The organism is Candidatus Limousia pullorum (assembly GCF_057405065.1).
This window is the reverse complement of record NZ_CM171614.1, coordinates 787,509-809,460: the sequence shown is the minus strand read 5'-3', so window position 1 is coordinate 809,460 and position 21,952 is coordinate 787,509. Positions and strand designations below refer to the sequence as shown.

The 21,952-nt window shown below is 41.3% G+C and carries 15 protein-coding genes and 1 rRNA gene; 3 read left to right on the top strand and 13 right to left on the bottom strand.

Annotated features, from left to right (window positions below; translation table 11 throughout):
- Positions 1 to 121: 121 nt before the first annotated feature.
- A complete protein-coding gene (locus CGICJO_RS03565; protein ID WP_486499665.1) occupies positions 122 to 2,443 on the bottom strand; it encodes a SpoIIE family protein phosphatase in 2,322 nt (773 codons plus the stop codon).
- Positions 2,444 to 2,814: 371 nt separating this feature from the next.
- Between CGICJO_RS03565 and rrf the strand changes: the two genes are divergently transcribed.
- Positions 2,815 to 2,931: ribosomal RNA gene (gene rrf, locus CGICJO_RS03560) — 5S ribosomal RNA — on the top strand.
- A 387-nt stretch (positions 2,932 to 3,318) separates the two neighbouring features.
- Here the strand turns inward: rrf and CGICJO_RS03555 are convergent.
- Positions 3,319 to 3,756 carry a hypothetical protein gene (locus CGICJO_RS03555; RefSeq protein ID WP_486499664.1) on the bottom strand — a complete coding sequence of 146 codons (438 nt, stop codon included), beginning with the start codon at positions 3,754 to 3,756 and terminating at the stop codon, positions 3,319 to 3,321.
- Positions 3,757 to 3,892: 136 nt separating this feature from the next.
- Here CGICJO_RS03555 and CGICJO_RS03550 point away from each other — a divergent pair, with 136 nt between their 5' ends.
- Positions 3,893 to 4,135, top strand: coding sequence for a helix-turn-helix domain-containing protein (locus tag CGICJO_RS03550; RefSeq protein WP_087378571.1), 243 nt, complete (start codon positions 3,893 to 3,895; stop codon positions 4,133 to 4,135).
- Between the two features lie 248 nt (positions 4,136 to 4,383).
- Here the strand turns inward: CGICJO_RS03550 and CGICJO_RS03545 are convergent, their stop codons facing one another.
- Together CGICJO_RS03545 and CGICJO_RS03540 are read right to left on the bottom strand one after the other, a co-directional pair.
- Complete coding sequence (locus tag CGICJO_RS03545; RefSeq protein WP_486499663.1) at positions 4,384 to 4,674, bottom strand: hypothetical protein; 291 nt, start codon at positions 4,672 to 4,674, stop codon at positions 4,384 to 4,386.
- A 264-nt stretch (positions 4,675 to 4,938) separates the two neighbouring features.
- Positions 4,939 to 7,560 (bottom strand): valine--tRNA ligase, encoded by a 2,622-nt coding sequence (locus CGICJO_RS03540; protein WP_486499662.1) that lies wholly within the window; start codon positions 7,558 to 7,560, stop codon positions 4,939 to 4,941.
- A 534-nt stretch (positions 7,561 to 8,094) separates the two neighbouring features.
- Between CGICJO_RS03540 and CGICJO_RS03535 the strand changes: the two genes are divergently transcribed.
- Entirely contained in the window at positions 8,095 to 8,988 is an 894-nt protein-coding gene (locus CGICJO_RS03535) for a hypothetical protein (RefSeq protein WP_486499661.1), read from the top strand.
- Positions 8,989 to 9,044: 56 nt separating this feature from the next.
- Here CGICJO_RS03535 and CGICJO_RS03530 read toward each other — a convergent pair whose 3' ends face one another.
- From CGICJO_RS03530 to CGICJO_RS03490, 9 genes are all read right to left on the bottom strand, one after another.
- Positions 9,045 to 10,787, bottom strand: a complete 1,743-nt coding sequence (locus CGICJO_RS03530; protein WP_486499660.1) for an ABC transporter ATP-binding protein — start codon at positions 10,785 to 10,787, stop codon at positions 9,045 to 9,047.
- Complete coding sequence (locus CGICJO_RS03525) at positions 10,787 to 12,511, bottom strand: ABC transporter ATP-binding protein (protein WP_486499659.1); 1,725 nt, start codon at positions 12,509 to 12,511, stop codon at positions 10,787 to 10,789. The genes CGICJO_RS03530 and CGICJO_RS03525 overlap by 1 nt, the downstream gene beginning before the upstream one ends.
- A 57-nt stretch (positions 12,512 to 12,568) precedes the next feature.
- Entirely contained in the window at positions 12,569 to 13,219 is a 651-nt protein-coding gene (rpe, locus tag CGICJO_RS03520) for a ribulose-phosphate 3-epimerase (protein ID WP_486499658.1), read from the bottom strand.
- 389 nt (positions 13,220 to 13,608) lie between these two features.
- Complete coding sequence (locus CGICJO_RS03515) at positions 13,609 to 16,524, bottom strand: HAD family hydrolase (protein WP_486499657.1); 2,916 nt, start codon at positions 16,522 to 16,524, stop codon at positions 13,609 to 13,611.
- A gap of 38 nt (positions 16,525 to 16,562) precedes the next feature.
- Positions 16,563 to 17,348: a 23S rRNA (guanosine(2251)-2'-O)-methyltransferase RlmB gene (gene rlmB / locus CGICJO_RS03510; RefSeq protein ID WP_087378559.1), complete on the bottom strand. Its 786-nt coding sequence runs from the start codon at positions 17,346 to 17,348 to the stop codon at positions 16,563 to 16,565.
- 205 nt (positions 17,349 to 17,553) lie between these two features.
- A complete protein-coding gene (locus tag CGICJO_RS03505; protein ID WP_486499656.1) occupies positions 17,554 to 18,078 on the bottom strand; it encodes a hypothetical protein in 525 nt (174 codons plus the stop codon).
- 423 nt (positions 18,079 to 18,501) lie between these two features.
- Entirely contained in the window at positions 18,502 to 19,644 is a 1,143-nt protein-coding gene (locus tag CGICJO_RS03500; protein ID WP_486499655.1) for a DHHW family protein, read from the bottom strand.
- A gap of 15 nt (positions 19,645 to 19,659) precedes the next feature.
- Positions 19,660 to 21,054 carry an MBOAT family O-acyltransferase gene (locus CGICJO_RS03495; RefSeq protein ID WP_486499654.1) on the bottom strand — a complete coding sequence of 465 codons (1,395 nt, stop codon included), beginning with the start codon at positions 21,052 to 21,054 and terminating at the stop codon, positions 19,660 to 19,662.
- 237 nt (positions 21,055 to 21,291) lie between these two features.
- On the bottom strand, positions 21,292 to 21,777 hold the full coding sequence (locus CGICJO_RS03490) for a dockerin type I domain-containing protein (RefSeq protein WP_486499653.1): 486 nt from the start codon (positions 21,775 to 21,777) through the stop codon (positions 21,292 to 21,294).
- Positions 21,778 to 21,952 lie beyond the last annotated feature (175 nt).

Sequence of the window (21,952 nt, the reverse complement as noted above, 5' to 3'; positions counted from 1 at the left end):
AATTTAAAATAAAATCAAACCCAACCGAGAGCGAGCCATTCCAAAGACTAAACAAAAGGTTTCGCCCGACCTGAAACGAAAGCTAATTTTTAAATCCGCCCTTTGCAGGTCGGATTTAAAATTAAGAGTGGATTAGTTTTATGGCTATGGCGGAGATGTCGTCGTCGTGGCCGTCGTTGCGGCGGCTTTCCGCTCCGCTTATTACCTCCTTTGCAAGCTTTGAGGCGTGTCCCTCGTTCCAGCCCGCAAGTAAATCCTCAATCCAGCTGTCATTTCCGAAAAGCGCACCGTCGGATACCATAAGCACCCAGTCACCCTCGGAAAGCTTGATTCTCTCCTTTGAAAATTTCACGTTGTTTAAAATTCCCACAGGCAGAGAGGGCATGTCAAGCCTTGTAACTCTGCCCTTTCTTTTGATGTATGTCAAAGGGGCGCCGGCTTTCATAATGTCCACCTCGCCGCTGAAAAGATTTACCGAGGTTACGTCAAGGGTCGCCAATGACTCCTCCTCGGACTTTATCATAACTGAAGAATTTACAATCTGCAATGCGCTTTCACAGGAAAGTCCCGAGCGGCAAAGCTTTGTCATAATGCTTACAGCCATGTTGGAATCCACGGCGGCTCTTCCCCCTGTGCCCATTCCGTCGCTTAAAACCGCTGTCATTTTTCCTGTTCCGTCGGTAAAGTAGTTCACACAGTCGCCACAGAGGGTTGAATTTCCGCATATGTGCTGGCTTGTTCCTATCTGCACGTCAAACTCCGGAAGCTCGTTGAAAACCGCCCTTATTCTGTCCTCGGCAACGCTGATACATGGGGAATCAAACCTGCGCATACAGCTTCTTGAAACCTCTCGCAAAAGTCTTGCCCTGCTCAGATCCTTTGGATTTATTCCGGTCATCTCGATTTCAACGGTCATTTTTGAATTCATGTCTATTCGGCAGCTGCACTGCATGGGAACAATACCCATACCCTCCACGGCGGCGCAGACACGTGATGCACTTTCGCAGTCGTAGTCGCAGATGTTGTCAAACTCTATGGACAGGTCGTTTAAAATATTTCCCAGTCCCGAGAACTGTCCCGCCACTACAGAGCGTATCTGGGTAATCCTCTTGTCGGCGGCAACGCTTGCAAGGTAGTCTTTGTAGTTTCTGTTTATACTTTCCGCAAGCTCCTTGTTTTTACAGCATTTTTTAACAAATAGTTTTTCTATGTCCTGGGCGGTCACTTCTCCTTTTTCCTTTAACAGGGGTGTCAGCCTGTTGAAATCGTCTTTTGTAACGTCACCCTCTTTCTCGGTACAGAATACCCTAAGCCCACAGCCCTGACAAGCTTCATTTGCGGCTTTTTGGTATACCCCTTCGATTGACGGCGTATATATTCTTTGTAAACGCTCGGACACACCGGTAACACAGCTGCTGACTCCCTCCAAGGCTTTTGAAGCAAAGGAAAGCCTTGACACAACATTTTCTCTCAATGCGTCAGCCATGTGGCTGTCCATGTCGTTGGAAAAGACAGAGGAAATAAAGCTTCCCGTGCTGTTGGGTATAACCATAAACAAAGCCGCCGAGCAGATAAATTCAAAAATCATCATAAGCTCAGGGAATCCCTCTCCTGCGCAGAGAGATATAACAGCCGCCGAAAGAGCAAAAGCAAGGGCTGAACAGATTTTTCCCACCGGCGCAAAAAGTCCGGCCATAAGACCACCGAAAGCATATGCTCCGCTTATGTAAAAATCTCCGGTCTGAGCAAGGCTGAACACCATTCCGAAAGCCGTTCCGCAGATACATCCCCCGGAAACCGAGCCGTAACGGGCAAACACAAGGATAATCAAAATTGACAGCACCCTTGCCGGATAAAATCCGTTAAGTGATATTGAGCTTACAGACAAAAGCAATATACATCCCGATATAACCAGCATGGCAAGCTCCGTACTGGACCAGGCAGTGACGGCTTTTTTTGACCTTACGCTGTTTAAGGTCTGTTTAAAAAAGTATGCGGCAGCAGATGCTATAATTGCTTCCGTCATACAGGCGGTAAAGCCCTCCAGTGTTTCCGAGCCTGCGGTGAGAAGCACCACTCCCGTGGCGGCAATTGGAATAAAGGAGGCAAGAGCCGGAAAAATTCTTGTGTTTGCGATTTTTAAATCGTTTAAAACCCACCTGATACCCACTATTCCCATAACCACCGCCATATATCGGAAGCTTTCCGCCGGAGAGGAAAAGGTATATCCCACCAGCGAGCCTATAAGAGAGGGCGGCAATGCGTTGTAAGGCACTGCGGCGCAGAAAGAGGCTCCGAAAGGAGAAAGTCCTCCCAGTATTGTTCCCCCTGACACAACGGCAGAGGTCACCAGATACGCCGCCTTGACCATAAGCCATTTTACCACCTTTGTGGTCTCTGCGTTAAATTTTGTTTTTCTGTTCAAAACAGCCTGCTTTGACATCTTCTTCACGTCCTTGATTTCATTTTATTCTGTCCCTTTACCTATAAGGGAATGTAAATATATTATATAAATCCGGACATAATTCTTTTGTCGCTGTCTGTATGGATTTTTTTCAAATCTTTTGTTTGATTTTGCGCAGTTTATTTTTTACAGGTCGCTGATGGTAATAATTTAAAATTTATCCCATATGCGACAGCTAAACCGATTTTTAATTCTTTTACAGATTTTTATTTTGTCTATTCCCCATATAAGACTTAAAACGCAGTGAAAAATCGGGAATAAAATAAAAAAATTTTAAAAAAGTGTTGACAATAGGCGGACATGATGATATAATAATAAAGCTGTAACGACAGCGAACAAAAAGTAAATAAGTTGGTGTTGATGACGCTGAGGGTCCACCCGTTCCCATACCGAACACGGAAGTTAAGCTCAGTGGTGCCGAAGATACTTGGCTGGAGACGGCCCGGGAAAATAGGGAGATGCCAACACAACAAAAACCGAATGCAAAAGCGTTCGGTTTTTCTTTTATCTCCGACCTGCATGGGTTTAGCATGGAAATCGGCATCTGCACAGGTCGGGCGAGTTTTTTATTTCCGACCTGCAAAGGTTATCAAAGAAAGTTAACGTCATTACAGGTCGGGCTAAACCTTTTTCTAAGTCCTTGGAATGGCTCGCTATCGGTTGGGTTTGATTTTTTAATCTATTGCAATTACATCCACGGTTCATTTTAAATTGACCATGGATGTTTTATTATTCTTTAAAAGAAAATCACCGTAGGGGCGCACTATCATGTGCGGACGGTAGCAGTAAGGTTTATGATAAAACCAAGCCTGTTTACAAAGATAAATCTAATTGACGGCTCAACCCTATCCTAATTATTTATCGGCTAAATTTATTACTGTTTTTCCTTTCTTTTCAGCAAGCTTTTTAAACTTATACGCACCGCCAAATGTTGTTTTAACATATGTAACCACATAATCTGATTTATTTAACATCCACCTGTTCCGTTTGTCTATTGCATATTTTGGTGGAGTAAATTCAAGCCCGTCAGGATAAATTGTATCTGAAAAATTATATGTATTTAATATATTATTTTCTTTAGGCATATAAGCAAGTACAACATAATAGTTAATATGTGGAAATGTCGATTTTAAAAGATTTAATTCTTTTCGCACCAATGCGTCAAAATCTCCATTGTTTCCTACATAAAATAAATTAACGTCTTTATTCTTAATCAGATCTATTAAAACTATCTGCAATTCATTTTCAATATTTTTCGGTATTGCTCTATGTCCAAAAAAAGTACAAATCACGATAAACAACCTTTCATATATGGGATATATCGTAATTATAACATATTTTCTTGAAATATGCGATATATCCCACACGATTTATCGCATATTTGTATACCATTTATTTCAGAATAAAAAACAAGAAAAGGTGAAATAAATGGACATAAAAGAAGCCGTTGAAAAAAGAATTTTAGAACTTTGCCGTCAAAACAATATTGCCGTAAATGCCCTCGCTAACATTTCCGGAGTTTCCCCCTCCACAATATACAGTATGCTCAACGATAAAAGCAAAAACCCCGGCGTTGTTTCCATAAAGAAAATCTGTGACGGTTTAGGAATAACCATAAGGGAATTTTTTAACAGCGACATATTCGACAACCTCGAACAAGAAATCAAATAGTTTTGGCTCCGACCTGCATGGGTTTAGCATGGAAATTGACATCTGCACAGGTCGGGCGAGTTTTTTATTTCCGACCTGCTGAGGTTAGCAAAGGAAATTAACATCATCACAGGTCGGGCGAAACCTTTTCCGCTATCTTTGGAATGGTTCGCTCTCAATTACCTTTTATTTTTAACTTATTGCAATTACATCCACGGTTTATTTCAAATTGACCGTGGATGTTTTATTATTCTTTTATGCAATTATAATTACTCTTCTTTATCCATATCTTTTCCGCAGTACGGACAATAATTATACCACGTAAATTTAAGGTCTAACCCTCTGCCGCAGTGAGGACAGCGTACAAATATTATCCCCACAATAAGTCCCAAAAATATAAACCCAAAGCCTACATAAATACAAATATAATTAAAATCCTGAATATGACCAGATGGATTTATAACAGCCATAATAAACAGCGGTAAAAAGGCTATTAAAAATCCAACCGCCATTAGTATCCACATAATTATTTTGCCCTTTTTATAATTTATCTTTTTCATTTTAATATCTCCCCCATTAAAATTATAATAATGCGCAATTAAAATATCAATTACAGAAAGATATTATAAATGTAAAAAAATCGTTAATATTTTGTTTTTATTTTATATAACTATATATTGTACATGGTCTTATTTTTATTTAATCTCATAATCAAAAAGCTCTGCTACAGACTTAACTGTAACAGAGCTATTTTTATTTCTTAAAATAACGTCTCGTCCGACGGTAAACGGGAGTTTATTTCCCAATTTACTTTTCCCCGTCGGTTATAAAAGAGCTTCCAAAGCGGCTTTCAGCTGGGCTATTTTTTCTCTTTCACGGGCTGCCTGCTGTTTAACGGTTTCTACAACCTTTTCAGGTGCCTTTGAGATAAAGCCCTGATTGTTAAGCTTACCCTCGGACTGAGCCAAAAGCTTTTCTGTGGCGGCAAGTTCCTTTTTAAGTCTTGCGGTCTCTGCTGCCTTGTCTACAAGCTCGTCCATAGGAATATAAATCTTTGCGTCGGTGGTAACAACTGTTACTGCGCCCTCGATTTCAAAGCTTTCGCCTATTTCAACTTCGCTTGCGGAAGCCAGCTTGCAGATAAACTTAGAGCCGTTTGCAAATACATCCTCAAGCTTTGTGGCAATGTATACCTTTGCTTTTCTTGACGGAGGAACGTTCATTTCCTGACGGCGGTTACGGATTGCCTTTATTGCGTCCATAACGCTTTCCATTTCCTTGGCTGCCTGTGGGAAGTCAAGGCTTTCGTCGTACTCCGGGTACTTTGAAAGCATTATTGTTTCGCCCTCGTGAGGCAATGTCTGCCAGATTTCCTCTGTGATGTAAGGCATAAACGGATGGAGAAGTCTCAGGGTCTTTTCAAGAACCCATACGAGAACCTGTCTTGCGTTCTGAGCTGTCTGCTCGTCGGACTGGAGTCTTGACTTTGCAAGCTCGATATACCAGTCGCAGTAGCAGTCCCAGATAAAGTCATAAAGCTTCTGAACTGCAACGCCCAATTCAAACTTTTCAAGGTTTTCGTTGATTTCCTTTGTAACCTTGTTGAACTCGTTTAAAATCCACTTGTCCTCTGTCTCAAGCTTTTCAGGGAGCTTGTTCTCAACATTGAAATCATCTATATTCATGTGAACAAAGCGGCTTGCGTTCCAAAGCTTGTTTGCAAAGTTACGGCTTGCCTCAACACGCTTTTCACTGAATCTCATGTCATTTCCCGGTGAGTTTCCTGTTGCAAGGAAGAATCTCAGAGCGTCTGCGCCGTACTGGTCGATAACCTTAAGCGGGTCGATACCGTTTCCGAGAGATTTTGACATCTTTATACCCTTTTCATCTCTTACGATACCGTGAATAAATACTGTATCATACGGAGGGCATCCCATCTGCTCGCAGGCTGAGAAAATCATTCTTGCAACCCAGAAGAAGATAATGTCGTATCCTGTAACAAGTGTATTTGTCGGGTAGAAATACTCAAGCTCAGGTGTCTTATCAGGCCAGCCCAATGTGCTGAAGGGCCACAATGCAGAGCTGAACCATGTATCCAATGTATCCTCGTCCTGTGAAAGCTTTGTACTTCCGCACTTAGGGCAGGTGTGAGGCTCTTCTCTTGAAACGATTACCTCGCCGCAGTCTGCGCAGTACCATGCAGGAATTCTATGACCCCACCAAAGCTGACGGGAGATACACCAGTCTTTAATATTTTCCATCCAGTGGAAATAAATCTTTTCAAATCTTTCAGGAATGAACTTTGTTCTTCCGTCCTTAACGCACTCTATTGCAGGCTCTGCCAAAGGCTTCATCTTTACAAACCACTGCTTTGAAACCTTAGGTTCAACAGTTGTCTTACAGCGGTAGCAGGTACCTACATTGTGAACGTGTGGCTCAATCTTTACAAGGAAGCCGCCCTCTTCAAGGTCGTGAACGATTGCTTTTCTGCACTCGTATCTGTCCATTCCCTGATATTTGCCTGCATTTTCGTTCATATGGGCAGTATCGTCCATAACATTTATAACAGGCAGATTATGTCTTAAACCAACCTCGAAGTCGTTAGGGTCGTGAGCAGGTGTAATCTTAACACAGCCTGTTCCGAAATCCATCTCAACATAATCGTCGGCAACAACAGGAATTTCTCTGCCAACAATTGGGAGGATAAGCATTTTTCCAACGATATTCTTATATCTTTCATCATTTGGGTTTACTGCAACTGCTGTATCGCCCAGAAGTGTTTCAGGTCTTGTGGTGGCTATCTCAACATATTCGTCGCTGTCCTTGATAGGATATCTGATATGCCAGAAATTGCCTTCCTGCTCGGAAAATTCAACCTCTGCGTCGGAAATTGAAGTACAGCAGTGCGGACACCAGTTGATTATTCTTTCGCCACGGTAAATAAGTCCCTTTTCATAGAGCTTTACAAAAACCTCTTTAACAGCCTTTGAACAGCCCTCGTCAAGGGTAAATCTTTCTCTTTCCCAGTCGCAGCTTGAGCCTAATTTTTTAAGCTGGTCGCAGATTCTGCCGCCATACTCTTTTTTCCAGTCCCAAGCTCTTTCAAGGAATTTTTCTCTGCCCAAGTCCTCTTTTGTGAGACCCTCTTTAGCCATAGCCTCAACGATTTTTGCCTCGGTAGCGATAGAAGCGTGGTCGGTACCCGGAAGCCACAAAGCGGAATACCCCTGCATTCTCTTATATCTAATCAAAATATCCTGCAAGGTTTCATCCAATGCGTGACCCATGTGAAGCTGACCTGTGATATTTGGAGGCGGCATCACAATAGTATATGGTTTTTTATCCTTATCAACTTCAGCGTGAAAGTAGTTGCCTTTCAGCCAGAAGTCGTATATTCTATCCTCAAATTCCTGAGGATTATAAGCCTTAGCAAGCTCCTTAGCCATTATACAATTTCTCCCCTTTTTTTCTTTTATATCCGACGGGGAAAGGAACATCTTTTCGTTAGCTCCCGTTTTCCGTCGGGCGAGACCTTTTCCGCAATCTTTGGAGTGGTTCGCTCTCATTTAACTTTTTTTATTTCCGACCTGCAAAAGTCTATCTTAAAAATAAACATCTGCACAGGTCGGGCGAGTTTTTTATCTCCGCCTTGCAAATGTTAGACTAAGAAATAGACATCGTTTCAAGGCGGGCGAAACCTTTTCCTTATTTTTTGGAATGGCTCACTCTTATTTAACTTTTCTTTTTATCTTTTCGCAATCGGGATTTTATATTCAATAAAAGTCCTTTTCACGAAACTGAAACACTTTTTATTATCTCATTTCAGCTATATTTTGTCAATGGGGTTGGTTTGCAAAATTCACACCATTTCCCACAAAAACTGCCCTTATCTACACTAAATACAGAAAATTATCAAAACACGTGCATTAGTCCTATTGTTATGATAAAATAAAATTACAATCTTTATAGGAGGTAAAAACATGAACAATCAAAAACTTAAATTACCGTTTGCGGCAATAACCGTATTGTGCTGGCTTTTGTTTTCGGTTTACTTAATCGGCAGCATGATTATCAAGATTAACGATATGGGAATACCTATGGATTTTCTTTTTGAAAACTATGGTATCAACTGGATACCCTCTATTGTATCCCTCTTACTGCTGACCCTTGTGCTTTTCTCACGCACAAGAAGCTTTATGCTTCCTTTGGCAATACTTATACAGCTTTCAACACTCTCAAGCTATGTTTACACCTTTTTTATAAAATCAAACTTTACAGAGCTTTTAAGGTATACCTCCGAGGATTTCGTTTACGGAAACACCTTATACGCTGTTGCCTTTGGAGTTATCACTATCTATGCTTTTCTTTTTTCAATCATTTGTTTAAGCGGCAAAAACAAGCCCTTATCTATTGTTTTCTTTATAATCTATTTAATTCTGTTTTTGCTTTATGTGGGCAGTAACATCATATGCTCCATAGCTTTGCAGTACACAGTTGAGAGCAACATAGAAATGTGTCTTAATCTTGTAAGCTACTTCTTCCTGGGCATTTGGATAGCTTTCCCTTACAAGTACAATAAAGCGGCTCAGGCAAGTTTCCCCCAATATACATACGGCGCAAATCAGCAGTTTAATCAGTCACAATATCAAAATTCACAGTATAACGACTCCTTTAACAATCAGCAGCAGAGCAGTCAGCCGTACAGTCAGTACCCACAGCAGTTTAATCAGACCGCACAATACAATTATCCTGCCGGTCAAAGCTCATTCACTCAGACAGAAAATTATAACAAACCAAAAACCTGTCGCTCCTGCGGCGCTCCCTTAAATGACGACGATATCTACTGCGGAATCTGCGGAACAAAATGCAATTAAATTTTCTATATAAATACCGAACCCCGTGATTTTTCACGGGGTTTTGTTTTTAAATATCAGCTGAACTGACTGTTATAAAGTGTTGAATAAAATCCGCCCTGTTTCAGCAGGTCGTCGTGTCTGCCCTGTTCTATTATATTTCCGTCTTTCATAACAAGAATAACGTCGGCTTCCTTGATTGTGGAAAGTCTATGAGCTACCACAAAGCTTGTTTTGCCCTCCATCATTTTGGCGAAAGCCTTTTGAACTCTCTGTTCCGTAAGTGTATCAATGGAGCTTGTGGCTTCGTCCAAAATAAGCAAAGGCGAATCGGTGAGCATCGCTCTGGCTATACACAAAAGCTGTTTTTCTCCCTGGGAAAGGTTGGAGCCTTCCTCGGTTATCACCGTGTCATAGCCCTTTGGAAGTCTTGAGATAAAGCCGTGTGCGTAAGCTGATTTTGCCGCCTTTATCATTTCTTCTTCCGTGGCGTCAGGATTTCCGTAACAGAGGTTTTCCCTCACTGTTCCGTTAAACAGCCAGCTGTCCTGCAAAACCATTGCAAAGTTTTGGCGCAGGCTGTTTCTTTTTATGTCCTTTATGGGAACGGAATCAAGACGAATTTCTCCGCTGTTCACGTCGTAAAATCTCATAATAAGGTTTATCATTGTGGTTTTGCCGCAGCCTGTAGGGCCTACAATGGCTATGCGCTGACCTTTTTTTACTTTAAGGTTAAAGTTTTCTATGAGCTTCTGATTTTCACGGTAAGAAAAGTTTACATTTTCAAAAACCATATTTCCGTCGGCTCTTTCTATTGTCACTGCGTTTTCCTTGTCGGCGGTTTCGTTTGGCTCGTCCAGCACCTCAAAAACACGTTTTGCAGAAGCTATTGCGGTTTGAAGCTGGGTCAAAACGCCTGTTATTTCGTTAAAGGGCTTTGTGTACTGGTTTGCATATGTTAAGAACACGGAAATCTGACCTACTGTAAGTCCACCGTTTACCGCAGACAGTGCTCCTAAAATTCCTGCGGCGGCGTATACAAGTCCGTTTACAAAGCGTGTTGAGGGGTTTGCAAGGCTTCCTGCAAACTGGGCTTTTTGTCCCACCTTGTACAGCTCCTGATTTTTTCTTTCAAATTCCTGTTCTGCCCTTTTTTCATAGGCAAAGGACTTTACAATCTGCTGGTTTCCCACCATTTCTTCTATATATGCGCTGACTTCGCCCTGTAAAAGCTGCTGCTTTCTGAACTTGCTTCCGGAAAATTTTCCGATAAAAGCCGCAACAAACAATGACACAGGAGTCAAAAGCATTACCGCCAAAGCTATGGTAACATTTATTGCGAACATAAACACAAGGGTGGCGACAATGGTTACAACTCCTGTGAAAAGCTTTGTAACCGACTGCAAAAGGCCGTCGCCCACTGCATCAACGTCGTTTATAACACGGTTTATAAGGTCGCCGTGGCTCGAGCCGTCGATATAGCTTAAAGGAACCGAATTAAACTTTGAATAGACCTGCTGTCTTAAATCCCTTGCGGCGCAGTAGCTCAGCTTATTTGTGCAAAGTCCCATAATCCACTGAAACAGCGCAGAACCCGCCGTTGTGAGCATAAAGCCCATTAAAATTTTTGAAATGCTTTCAAAGTCCACCTGTCCATTGTCGATAATGCAGTCGATAGCGTTACCGGTGAGCACCGGGCCCAAAAGTGTAAGTCCCACGCTTATAAATGCGCAGATAATGCCTATCACCGCATATTTTTTGTATTTGGCGGCGGCTAAAACTATTCTTTTAACTGTTGAATAGGATTTTTTCTTTTTCATCAAACCGCCTCCTCTGCGCTGAGCTGTGACAGACATATCTCCCTGTACTCTGAACAATTCTTGTAAAGCTCCTGATGAGTGCCGATACCGACGCACTCGCCCTCATCAAGAACCACTATTTTATCTGCATTTCTGATTGTGGAAGCTCTCTGGGAAACTATAACCACCGTCATGCCCTTTGTCTGCTCTTTAAGCTCTTTTCTAAGGTTTGCGTCGGTGGCAAAGTCCAGCGCTGAAAAGCTGTCGTCAAGTATAAGTATATCCGGCTGTTTAACCAATGCTCTCGCAATTGTAAGTCTTTGGCGTTGACCACCGGAGAAATTCTTTCCTCCCTGAGCCACGTCAAAGTCAAGCTTTCCGGGAAGCTTCTCCACAAAATCCCATGACTGGGCGATTTTTAAGGCTTTTATAATTTCCTGGTCAATTGCCTTTTCCTTGCCCCACTGCATATTTTTTCTCAGGCTTCCCTTAAACAAAACGGTTTTCTGAGCCACAACTCCGATTTTCTCTCTCAGTGTTTCTATTTCGTACTTTTTAACGTCAACACCGTTTACAAGCACCTGCCCCTTTGTTGCGTCGTAAAAACGTGGGATAAGATTTACAAATGTGGATTTACCGGAACCGGTTCCGCCGATAATTCCCAAAGTTTCGCCCTTTTTAATAGAAAAGGTCACATTTTTCAATGCTTCCCCCTCGCCGTAGGAAAAGCTTACGTTTCTAAACTCTATTGCGTTATCGTTTTCAGCAGCTGGATTTTTCTCTGCTTTCTCCTCTGTCACAGAGGTCTTTGTTTCAAAAATTTCGTTAATTCTCTGAGCAGATGCGGAGGCTCTTGTAAATATTACCACCAGGTCCGCAACCACAACCATTGCAAGCATTATCTGGGTCATATAGTTAACAAGGGCGATTATATCTCCCTGTGAAAGCTCGCCGATATTTACATTCATACCGCCGAACCAGATAATAAGGGCTATGGCGATATTTGTTATTATACAGGTCAAAGGGCTTAAAAGAACCGAAATTCTGCCCGCCGAAATACTGGCGTCTGTAAGCTCCTGAGCCGCCTTTGAAAACTTTTCTTCCTCTTCATCCTGTCTTGCAAATGCTCTTATAACCCTGTTGCCACGGAGATTTTCTCTTGAGATAAGGGAAATTCTGTCCAGTCTTTTCTGTATGGTTTTAAAAAACGGAACGCTTTTGCTCATTATAATATAGAGGGTAAGTCCGATAAGCACCGCCGCACCGAAGAATATTACAGACAGCTTCAAGCTCACAGTTGACGCCATTATCATTGCGCCAACAACCAAAAAGGGCGCACGTATAACAAGTCTTATAAGCATTGCAACGGCAAGCTGTATTTGATTTATGTCGCTGGTCATTCTTGTGATAAGTGAGGGCGTGCCGATTATATCTATTTCCTTATGGGAAAGGGTATTTATATGGTGAAACAAATCACGGCGCAGTATTGTTCCCACTCCCTGAGATGCAAAGGATGCGCTGTACTGGCAGATAAGTGCGCTTAAAAGTCCCGTAACTCCCAGTATTACCAGCAAAACGCCCTGTTTTGCAATATAGTTTGTATCGCCGTTTTTTACGCCTATATCTATTATATTAGCCATTATCAGCGGTACAATAAGCTCGAATATAGCTTCAAGGAGCTTAAACACGGGACCTATTGTCACCTGTAATTTATAATATTTTAAATATCGTGCAAGCTTCAGCAATATCTTTTCCCCCTTTATTTAACAAAACAGACGGCGAAAACGCCGTCTGCCTTTTTATTATTTACATAATTCTTTCAAATTATCTATGGCTTTACGGCTGTCCTCAGCCTTGAAAACCGCTGTTCCCGCAACGCAGACATCCGCTCCGCCATGATATGCGTGGGCAATAGTCTTATCGTTTATTCCTCCGTCAACCTGGCAGAGAATATCTTTTCCAAGCCTTTTTGCTTCTGCCTTGATTTTGGCGATTTTTTCAATATTTTCCGCCATATATGACTGGCCGCCGAATCCCGGTTCAACAGTCATAACCAAAGCAAGCTCTATCTTATGAAGATAAGGGAAAATTGCCTCGGCAGGTGTCTTTGGTTTTACCGCAAGTCCTGCCTTAATATTCTTTGAATGAATTTTATCTATGGTTTTTTCGATATCTGACTCACACTCAACGTGGAAAACTATATAATCGGCTCCTGCGTCCGCAAAGTCGTCCACATATTTAAGCGGGTCGCTTATCATAAGATGAACGTCAAAGGGAAGCTTTGTAAATGGTCTTATCCACTTAATAACCGGTGCGCCGAAGGTTATATTGGGAACAAAATGTCCGTCCATAACGTCAAGATGTATCCAATCGGCTCCCGCCTTATCCATTTTTTCTGTTTCAGCTCCCATTTTTGAAAAATCACATGAAAGCATTGAAGGTGCTATAAGCATTATTATTCTCCTTTTTTTAGTTCCGCCATGCCTAACTTCCATATGACGGTTAGGTTCTTCACATGGCGGGCGAATTTTTTGTTTCCGCCTTGCAAAGCTTTCCTTTGAAAATTAGCGTCGTTTCAAGGCGGGCGAGTCTTTTATTTCCGCCTTGCAAAGCTTCCATTTGGAAATTAACATTGTTTCAAGGCGGGCGAGTCTTTTATTTCCGCCTTGCAAAACTTTCCTTTGAAAATTAGCGTCGTTTCAAGGCGGGCGAGTCTTTTATTTCCGCCTTGCAAAACTTTCCTTTGAAAATTAGCGTCGTTTCAAGGCGGGCGAGACCTTCCGCTGTTTCCTTTGGAATGGTTCGCTCTCATTTAACTTTTTATTTCTTTATTTTCCTTAAACTACGGTTTTTGTATAAATGAGGGGACAACTACCGCTACAAGCCAGAACACAACGAAAAGTGACATTTCCAGTGTTTTTACGGAGTTTACTCCCGAATACAAAGCCAATGTAGAAACCAGAAGTATTCCCACGATAACGGCTATTGTCTGCAAAAGAACCGCCAATGAAATGTTTGATTTAAGTCTTACACATCCGGAAATAGCTCTCATAAGGGAAGTAATCTTTCCGTTTGTGGCAAGGTAAGCACGGGATTTGTCCTCTTTGCTCTCTGTAACCTCACGGCATACATTTGAAAGTCCTGTAGGCAGAACCTTTACTGAGCGGTAGAAAATACCGAAATCCTTGGCGATTTTATCCTCGGTAATATTGTAGTCTGTTGTGCTTACAATAATGCTCAAGCCGTTTTCCTCGGCTCTCTGAAGTTCTTCACACATTGTTGTATTTGTTGAGTATTTCAGTGAGAAAACTGCGCAGAGCTGTCCTGCGTGGGCGAAATAAACAACCGGGTCGCCGTCAGAGAATTTCTCCTCTTCTTCCTCTTCCAAAACGTCTATGCCGTATTTCTCAAGGAGAAGTCTTGTGCCGATTAAAATTCTTTCGCTGTTTACCCAGCCTACAAGGCCTGCGCCCTCTTCGTACAAAACACTTTCAACTGCCGGAAGTTTCTCCTCCTGCTTTTCCAAAAGCTTCTTAAACACAAACTGTATTGGGCTTTTTGCCTCTTTAAGCACTGAATATGCGGCGATTATTGCTTCTTCTATTCTGTGCTGTTCAAAATCTCTTGCTCTTACGATTTCCACACAGCCCTCTGGATACAGCTCGCAGGCGTCAACCATAATTGCTGATGTATCGCAGAACTGCTTGATTGACGGATATCCGGTAATCATTGCGCCCCTCTGACGAAGCTGCTTACAGAAGCTTGTAATCGGGAAGTTTGCAAGTATAAGATTTCCCACCGGAACGCTTACGGCTGTTGTTACTGCAAAGGTTGTTACGGCTCCCATAAATGAACCGTAGAATATGGCGTAAAGCAGAGATATTACAAAGGAACAAACCAATGTAAACGGTGCCAGTGCGCCTGAGCTGTCCTCTCCCGGGTCGGGAGCGTAGGAAAGCTTTAAATAGTTACTCAAAAATGAGGTTTTATGCTGGTAAGCTATAATCGGTCTGCCAACCGCTGTGCCGCTGAGCATCTTTGAGGCGATTTCCTCGTTGTCGTAAATCTTTGCGGCATAGCACTGCTGCTCCGATGACATAAATCTCAGGTTTTCCTTTGTGCGTTTCAGCATAAGGAGTTTTCCCAGGTAATTTCCTATTACACAGATTATAACTATAAGGGTGTAGAAGGAATATTTTCCGCTGAAGAAAATATCCGAGGCAAAGAGAGCTACAAGGCCCTGCAAGGCTGTTGCCATTATCGCCACAGACAATGCGGTGTCGGAATTTCCCTTAAATCTCGTCAGCGCCGCAAATCCGTTTAGGATTGTGGTCTTTGAAACCACCACAACGGCGATAACTATTATTGCGTTTATTATACAAACAGTAAGCGGAGCTGATGAATGGGTTATATCCGCAATTTCCGGAACCATAAGCTGCCAGATGCTTACGCCCAAGTCAAAGAGTCCCAAAACTCCCAAAATAACACAGCGGAAAAACAAGCTTTTAATATTTACGTTTATCTCGCTTTTTACATTTCTTACGTCTTCCAGTCTTTCGATGTCCTCAATAAGGTCTTCTGACTGAATTTGCTGGGTTTCGGTCTGACTTTTATATCTCTTTCCTGTGAAAATGCTCTTGAGAACCTGTCCGCCGTGGCGTTTGATAAAGTCAAAATTTATCTTCTCTTCTCCGTCCTCGTCAAGGGCAATTTGTCCCTTAACCTTTTTGCCTGCGCTTTTCGGAACTGCGTAACAGCTGTAGGCGTCCCTTACTATTGAAGAGAATTTTCCGGCTTTAACGTAAATCTTCTCAGAATTCTTGTCCTTTTCATATGAAGGAGGTCTTACTCTTGTAAAGTCCGGAGTTATCACATTTGATTTCTCTTCGGCTTTTTCCTCCATAGGCTGAGTATTTACAGTGGTTTCATTTTTAATTTTCTTCTGCTGGTCTTTCTGAGCCTGGTTTTTCTTTTTCTTCTTTTGATTTTTTCCGGTTACCGGCTTGTTCTCAGGCTCTTTTTCCTTTTGTGGAGTCTTCTTTTTCTCTTCCTGAGCCTTTGTGTTCTTCTGGGGAGTTTCTTTTTTCTCCTCCTGCTTAGGCTGTTCTGCTTTTTCCTGATTTTTATTCTTGGAATTTTTTCTGTTCTTTCTTCCTGAGGAGTATTTTTCTTTTTTCAGCTCTCTTTTTCTCTTTACGCTGTCCTGAGAAACAAGGTTTTCCATTTTCTTTTCCTGTTCCTCTTTTTTCTCCTGCTCCTCTTCAAAATCGCTTAAATCAACGTCGATAGTATCTATATCCTGTATTACCGGCTTGTTGTGGTTCTGAAGATATTCGTTTCCGTCGGCGTACATGTCGTCGTTTGTATCATCGGAAACATAGTCTGTAAAATGCTTTGGCAGATAGCTTTTTTCATCATCTCTGCCCACGGCTTTTTCCGCCGCACTGTCGAAAATTTCAAAATCTTTGAACTTTACGGACTCCTGGTCGTCCTCTCTCTTAAACTCCCTTATCTGGAAAATAACGGCGTTTGTGCCGTCGTCGCTGTGACTTTCTTTCTTTTCTTCTTCAGCTTTGCCCTTTTCACTGTTGAAAATTTCTTTTACAACTCGGCTTTTTTTCTTTCTCTTTTTCTGCTCAGGCTTTTTTTCCTCTTCGCTGAGCTCTCTGGTTTCTTTGAGAATAGATTCAATAAGTTTATCCTCTTCGGAATTATCTCTATTTGCAAAGTCCAGGATTTCTTTTGTCTGCTTATCCACAATCAACACTCCTGTTTTTCCCTTTACATTTGTCTTAATTATCTTCCCTTTGCCATTTCATACATCAATATACCTGCCGCAACCGAGGCGTTTAAGGAATTTATCTTTCCTTTCATAGGAAGAGAAACTATAACGTCGCATTTCTGCCTTACAAGCTTTCCTATTCCCTTTCCCTCGTTGCCTATAACCAGCGCAGCTGCGCCGTCAAAATTGCACTTGGAACACTCTGTTCCGTCCATGTCTGCGCCGTAAACCCACAGACCTCTTTCCTTTAGCTCATCTATTGCCGCAGGAATATTTGTAACCCTTGCTACAGGCACATACTCCACAGCTCCCGCCGAGGCTTTTCCCACGGCATAGCTCAAACCTGCGCTTCTTCTCTTTGGAATTATTATTCCGTGAACGCCTGCACACTCTGCGGTTCGGATAATAGCTCCCAGATTGTGAGGGTCTTCTATTTCATCCAGCACAACCACAAAGGGCTTTTCCCCACGCTCCTCAGCCAATGCAAAAATATCGTCTATTGTGGAGTATTCCTTTATGGCGGCAAGAGCGGCTATTCCCTGATGGTTTTCACCTGCGCAGAGAAAATCAAGCTTTTTGGCGTCAACCTCTTTTACGGTTATTCCCTTATCTCTCGCCTTAGCCAAAATTCCCACAACTGCTCCGGAGGCGGCATTTTTAGCCACAAGTATTGTATCAATGGCTCTTCCGCTTCTTATGGCTTCCGTAACAGGGTTTCTTCCGGCGATAACGTCTTCACGTTTTTCGGGAACTTCCCTATATGTATCCTCTTTTTTAAATTTTTCTCGTCTTTCTTTCATATTTCAACTTCCTGTATCTGTTCTTTTTTATATCTATTATGACCTATATTTATCATATTTTATAAAATCTGCATACACAATTAGTATAACATATATTACACCGAGATTGAATAGAAAAGAATGAAAAAAAGTCGAAAATTTTCTTTAAATCAAAATGATTTTTCCGTATAAATTGTCAAGAACATCGGTGAAAAACTTGAATATTTTAGGTCACTATCCCGTATGTATTAAAAAAATTATCCACAAACAGGAAATTGTGCGGTGGATAAAGTGAAAAACAGAACACAGCCCCCACCATTAAAGCCAATATAACTACACATACACCAAAGCCCCTTGTTTTTTCAATGTTCTTAACAGCTATATTTGAAATGAAATAAAAAATATAGGACAAAGCAACGCAGAAAGCCGTGGGAAGCCACCAGAAAAAATCCTCTGCACAGTAAAGCAGAATTGTATTTGATACACAGCAGAAAAAGCAAAGGAAAAACAGAGAAATCACCTTTGCTTTTACATATATCTTAAACTTTTTCACTCCCCACAAAAGCTCCAGCGACCACCAGAAAAGGCACGCCCAGAACACAGGCTTCATAAGCTCCCAGGGACTTTCATTGACGCATGAAAAAATAATCCCCAGCACGCCTTTATCAAAAAAATCATAGTACAAGCTTAAAAAAGGTATCACCACTATCGGAAAGAAAAACAAGCATATCTTTCTGAACCATTCTTTCAAAATCGCCTTCCCCCCTTTTTGTTATTTCTAATATAAATAACATATGATTTAAAAATATAATATATTACAAAAACCCCGTGATTTCCAAAAGAAACCACGGGTTAATGTGTTAATAATATAAAATCAAAATAAACCTAACCAAGAGCGAGCCATTCTAAAGATTAAGGAAAAGGTCTCGCCCGCCTTGAAACGACGTTTATTTCTTAAAATAAGTTTTGCAAGGCGGAAATAAAAGACTCGCCCGACCTGTGATGGTGTTAAATTCCAACATAAACCTTTGCAGGTCGGTAATAAAAAACTCGCCCGCCTTGAAACGATGTTTATTTCTTAAAAGAAGTTTTGCAAGGCGGAAATAAAAGACTCGCCCGACCTGCGATGAACTTAATTTTTATATCCTCCCTTTGCAGGTCGGATATAAAAAAATTATTTGAGCCAAACCAGGTCGGTGTCGGTGGCTAAGTTGTCGATGCCGTAGGCTATTAAAACCCGGTCGGCTTCCTCTGTCTTAATAAGCTCTGATACGGAGCCTTTGTAGTATCTCATGTCAACCATAACGATTTCGCTGTAGTTGTCCGCAAGGAAAGGCACAAGACAATGGGCGAAACTGTCCTTGATTACAATGAGCTTGCCCTCAGGGGCGTTTGTGTTTGTAATTCTGACAAAAGGCTGGTTTCCGTCCAGATATACAGGGTACTTGTCATCCTCGGAAAGATGCTCTTTGTAGAAAAGACTGTGGCTTTCCTTGGTTTCCTGACCTTCTGTTATTTGAACTGTGATGTTCTCTTCTGTGTTCTGTGGATTTACCCAAAGCTCTATGTTGTCCGGTTCGTTAAACCAATATGCGCTTCCGGAATAGGTTGTTCCGTAGAAATCCGAATATACTTCAATTTCGTACCGGTCCTCAGAAACAGGTGTAATTCCCAAAGACTGACAGATAAGCATATAGGCTCTGTATGCCCCGAGGCTTGTCCAGTGGTGGTCGGTTTTGTAGTAAAGCTGATCACCTGAGGCGGCGTACTGCCGGAAAGGTTCTAAAAGATTTACAAAGTTTACATTGCTGTCTTTAAGGGCTGATTCCATCTGTGCAAAATATTCGCCATCCTTATAGGTAAGGTGATTTGCAGGGAGCTTGTCGCTCATGATGTAACCGGTTGAGGGAACAAGTGTCATTGTTACAGGAACGTCAACGGAATCGGCAAAGCTTTTGATGATTTCCGTGTTCTCATCAAGACGGTTGTCAAAAGCATTTAAAGGCTGGTTGATTATATAGCCGTCACTGCAAAGATATTTTCCGGATACGCCGTTTAAGCCCTGGAAAAGATTTGCATAAGCGTTAAGTCCAACAAAGAAATTTCTTCCGGTCATGTGGTCGGAAAGATATTTTTCAAATTCGGTTCCAAACTGTCCGCTTAAAAAGCTTTCCGATGTAAGCTTCGGAAAGCTTGCAAGATATCTTTTTTCGGAGGTGCTGTAGGCCTTTTTGGGAAGAGCAAGAAAGGCAATTCCCATTGAAAAAATAAACAGCACAAAAACTATTGCAGGCACATATTTTTTTATTTTTTTCACAGCTTGTACCTCCTTTTAAAATCTGAAATACAAAAACGGATTGTAGCTCTGATTTACAAGTGACGCTGTGCATACAAACAAAACTACAGCACAGAGAACAGTTTCAACGAGCCACATAAGGCGTTTTTCCTTGAGCTTATTGTAAATATTTGTCATAAGCGGTGTGCTTGCAACGGCCGCCGCAATAAGCAATGGCAGATATGCCAGTGTGTAATAGAGAGCGGAGCTTCCTATAAGTCCATTGGAAAGGCTGAACATGTTTCCCAGATATGCAAAAAGTGCGCCCATATCCTCGAAATAGAAAAGAACCCAACCGAGAACAATTATGAAAAGGGAATAAACATGTGATACCCATGAGGGGAGCTTTGCAAGTATTTTTCCCAAGAATAATTTTTCAATAATGAGGATTGCGCCGAAATAAAGACCCCAGAGAATAAAGTTCATGGCGGCGCCGTGCCAAAGTCCGGTTAAGAACCATACTATAATAAGATTTACAATCTGACGGGGAACGCCTTTTCTGTTTCCGCCAAGGGGAATGTAAACGTACTCTCTGAACCATGTTCCCAGAGAGATATGCCATCTTCTCCAGAACTCGGTTATTGTCTTTGAAATGTATGGGTAATCGAAGTTCTTGAGAAATTCAAAGCCCAGCATATTTCCCAGACCGCACGCCATGTCGCTGTAGCCGGAAAAGTCAAAATAAATCTGGAATGAATAGGCGATAATTCCAACCCAGCTTCCCAAAATTCCGTTGGCTTCGCCGGAGTTTCTTATGCTGTCCCAAAGGAGGCCCATCTGGTTTGCAATCAAAACCTTTTTGGCAAGTCCCACAAGGAAAACCTTTACGCCGTGGGTAAACTGGTCGAGAGTTTCTCTTCTGTGGTCAAGCTGATAGGCTACGTCCTTGTATCGAACGATAGGGCCGGCAATAAGCTGCGGAAACAGTGCAACGTAGGTTCCGAAAGAAATAATATTTTTCTGAACAGGAGCGTCACCTCTGTAAACGTCGATGGAATAGGACATTGTCTGGAAAGTATAGAAGCTTATTCCTATAGGCAGAGGGATTGTAAGCTTTGGAATATTTAAAAACGGCAGAATATTCAATGTGTCTGCGATAAATCCTGCATATTTGAAAAATCCCAAAAGTGAAAGATTTATAACCGCTGAAGAAATCACAAGGCTTTTGGCAAGCTTTTTGTTAGAGCGGTATTTGTCAATAAAATAGCCGTGCACATAGTCCACAACCGTGGAAAACATCATCAGCAAAACAAAAACAGGTTCACCCCAACCATAGAAAATAAGGTTTACAACAAATAAAAACAGGTTTCTGAACTTCCTTGGGGTTACATAATATATAAGTAAAACAAAAGGAAGATACAAAAATAAAAATAACAGGCTTGAAAATACCAAAAAATAACCTCCTCACACAAAATTGTCATATGCTTATATAATCGGTTCATAGTACCGTTTGCACATAGAAAAAAATTAAGGTGCAGTTATAATTATATATATTTCTAATTTTTAGTCAATGAAAAAAGCCCTTTTCAATTGTAAAATTTTTTATATAAAGATTTGATTTTTTTGTCATAAAAAATTCAAGACCACGCAAAAACATGGTCTTGAAAGATTAAAAATTATTTATACCTTTTAATATGAGCTGCCCAGTATACACTGTATTTCCGTTGCGTCCTTGATTGTAATACTGCCGTCACCGTCAACATCAGCAAGAGCTTGGTCGAAAATTCCCTGGGACATATTTCCTAAAAACATTTGGATTGCCGTGACATCGTTTACATCCACTGTATTATCATGGTTTACATCCATTATTCCGTATTCCGTGCCGCAGTTTCCGGATGTAGTAAATGTAAATTCATAAACATCCTGATAGTTTTGATTGTTGTCTTTTTCCCTTGTGACAAGTATAGCTCTGTAGAAAGTATCTGGCTCAAGTCCGGTAACTGTAACCTGTGAGCTTCCGCTGTTTATATCAAAACGTGTTCCATTTCCTGCACCGTCGTAAACCACAACATATGCGCCCTCTATTCTGTTTTCAAAACTGCTTTCATCCCAGGTGATGAATACAGAATTTTCCTCGGGATTGACACAAATTTTAATTTTACAGGATTTCTCCACTGATTTTTTTGAATAATTACAGCAATATATTTATTATTTTTTAATATGATATATTTTAATTTCGAGCATCAAAAAATTCACTTTGAATTATTTTATCGCCACTGTAAATCTTACTGCTGAACACAAAAAACACCATGGTTTCTTTAAATTTTGAACCATGGTGTTTTGATAAATA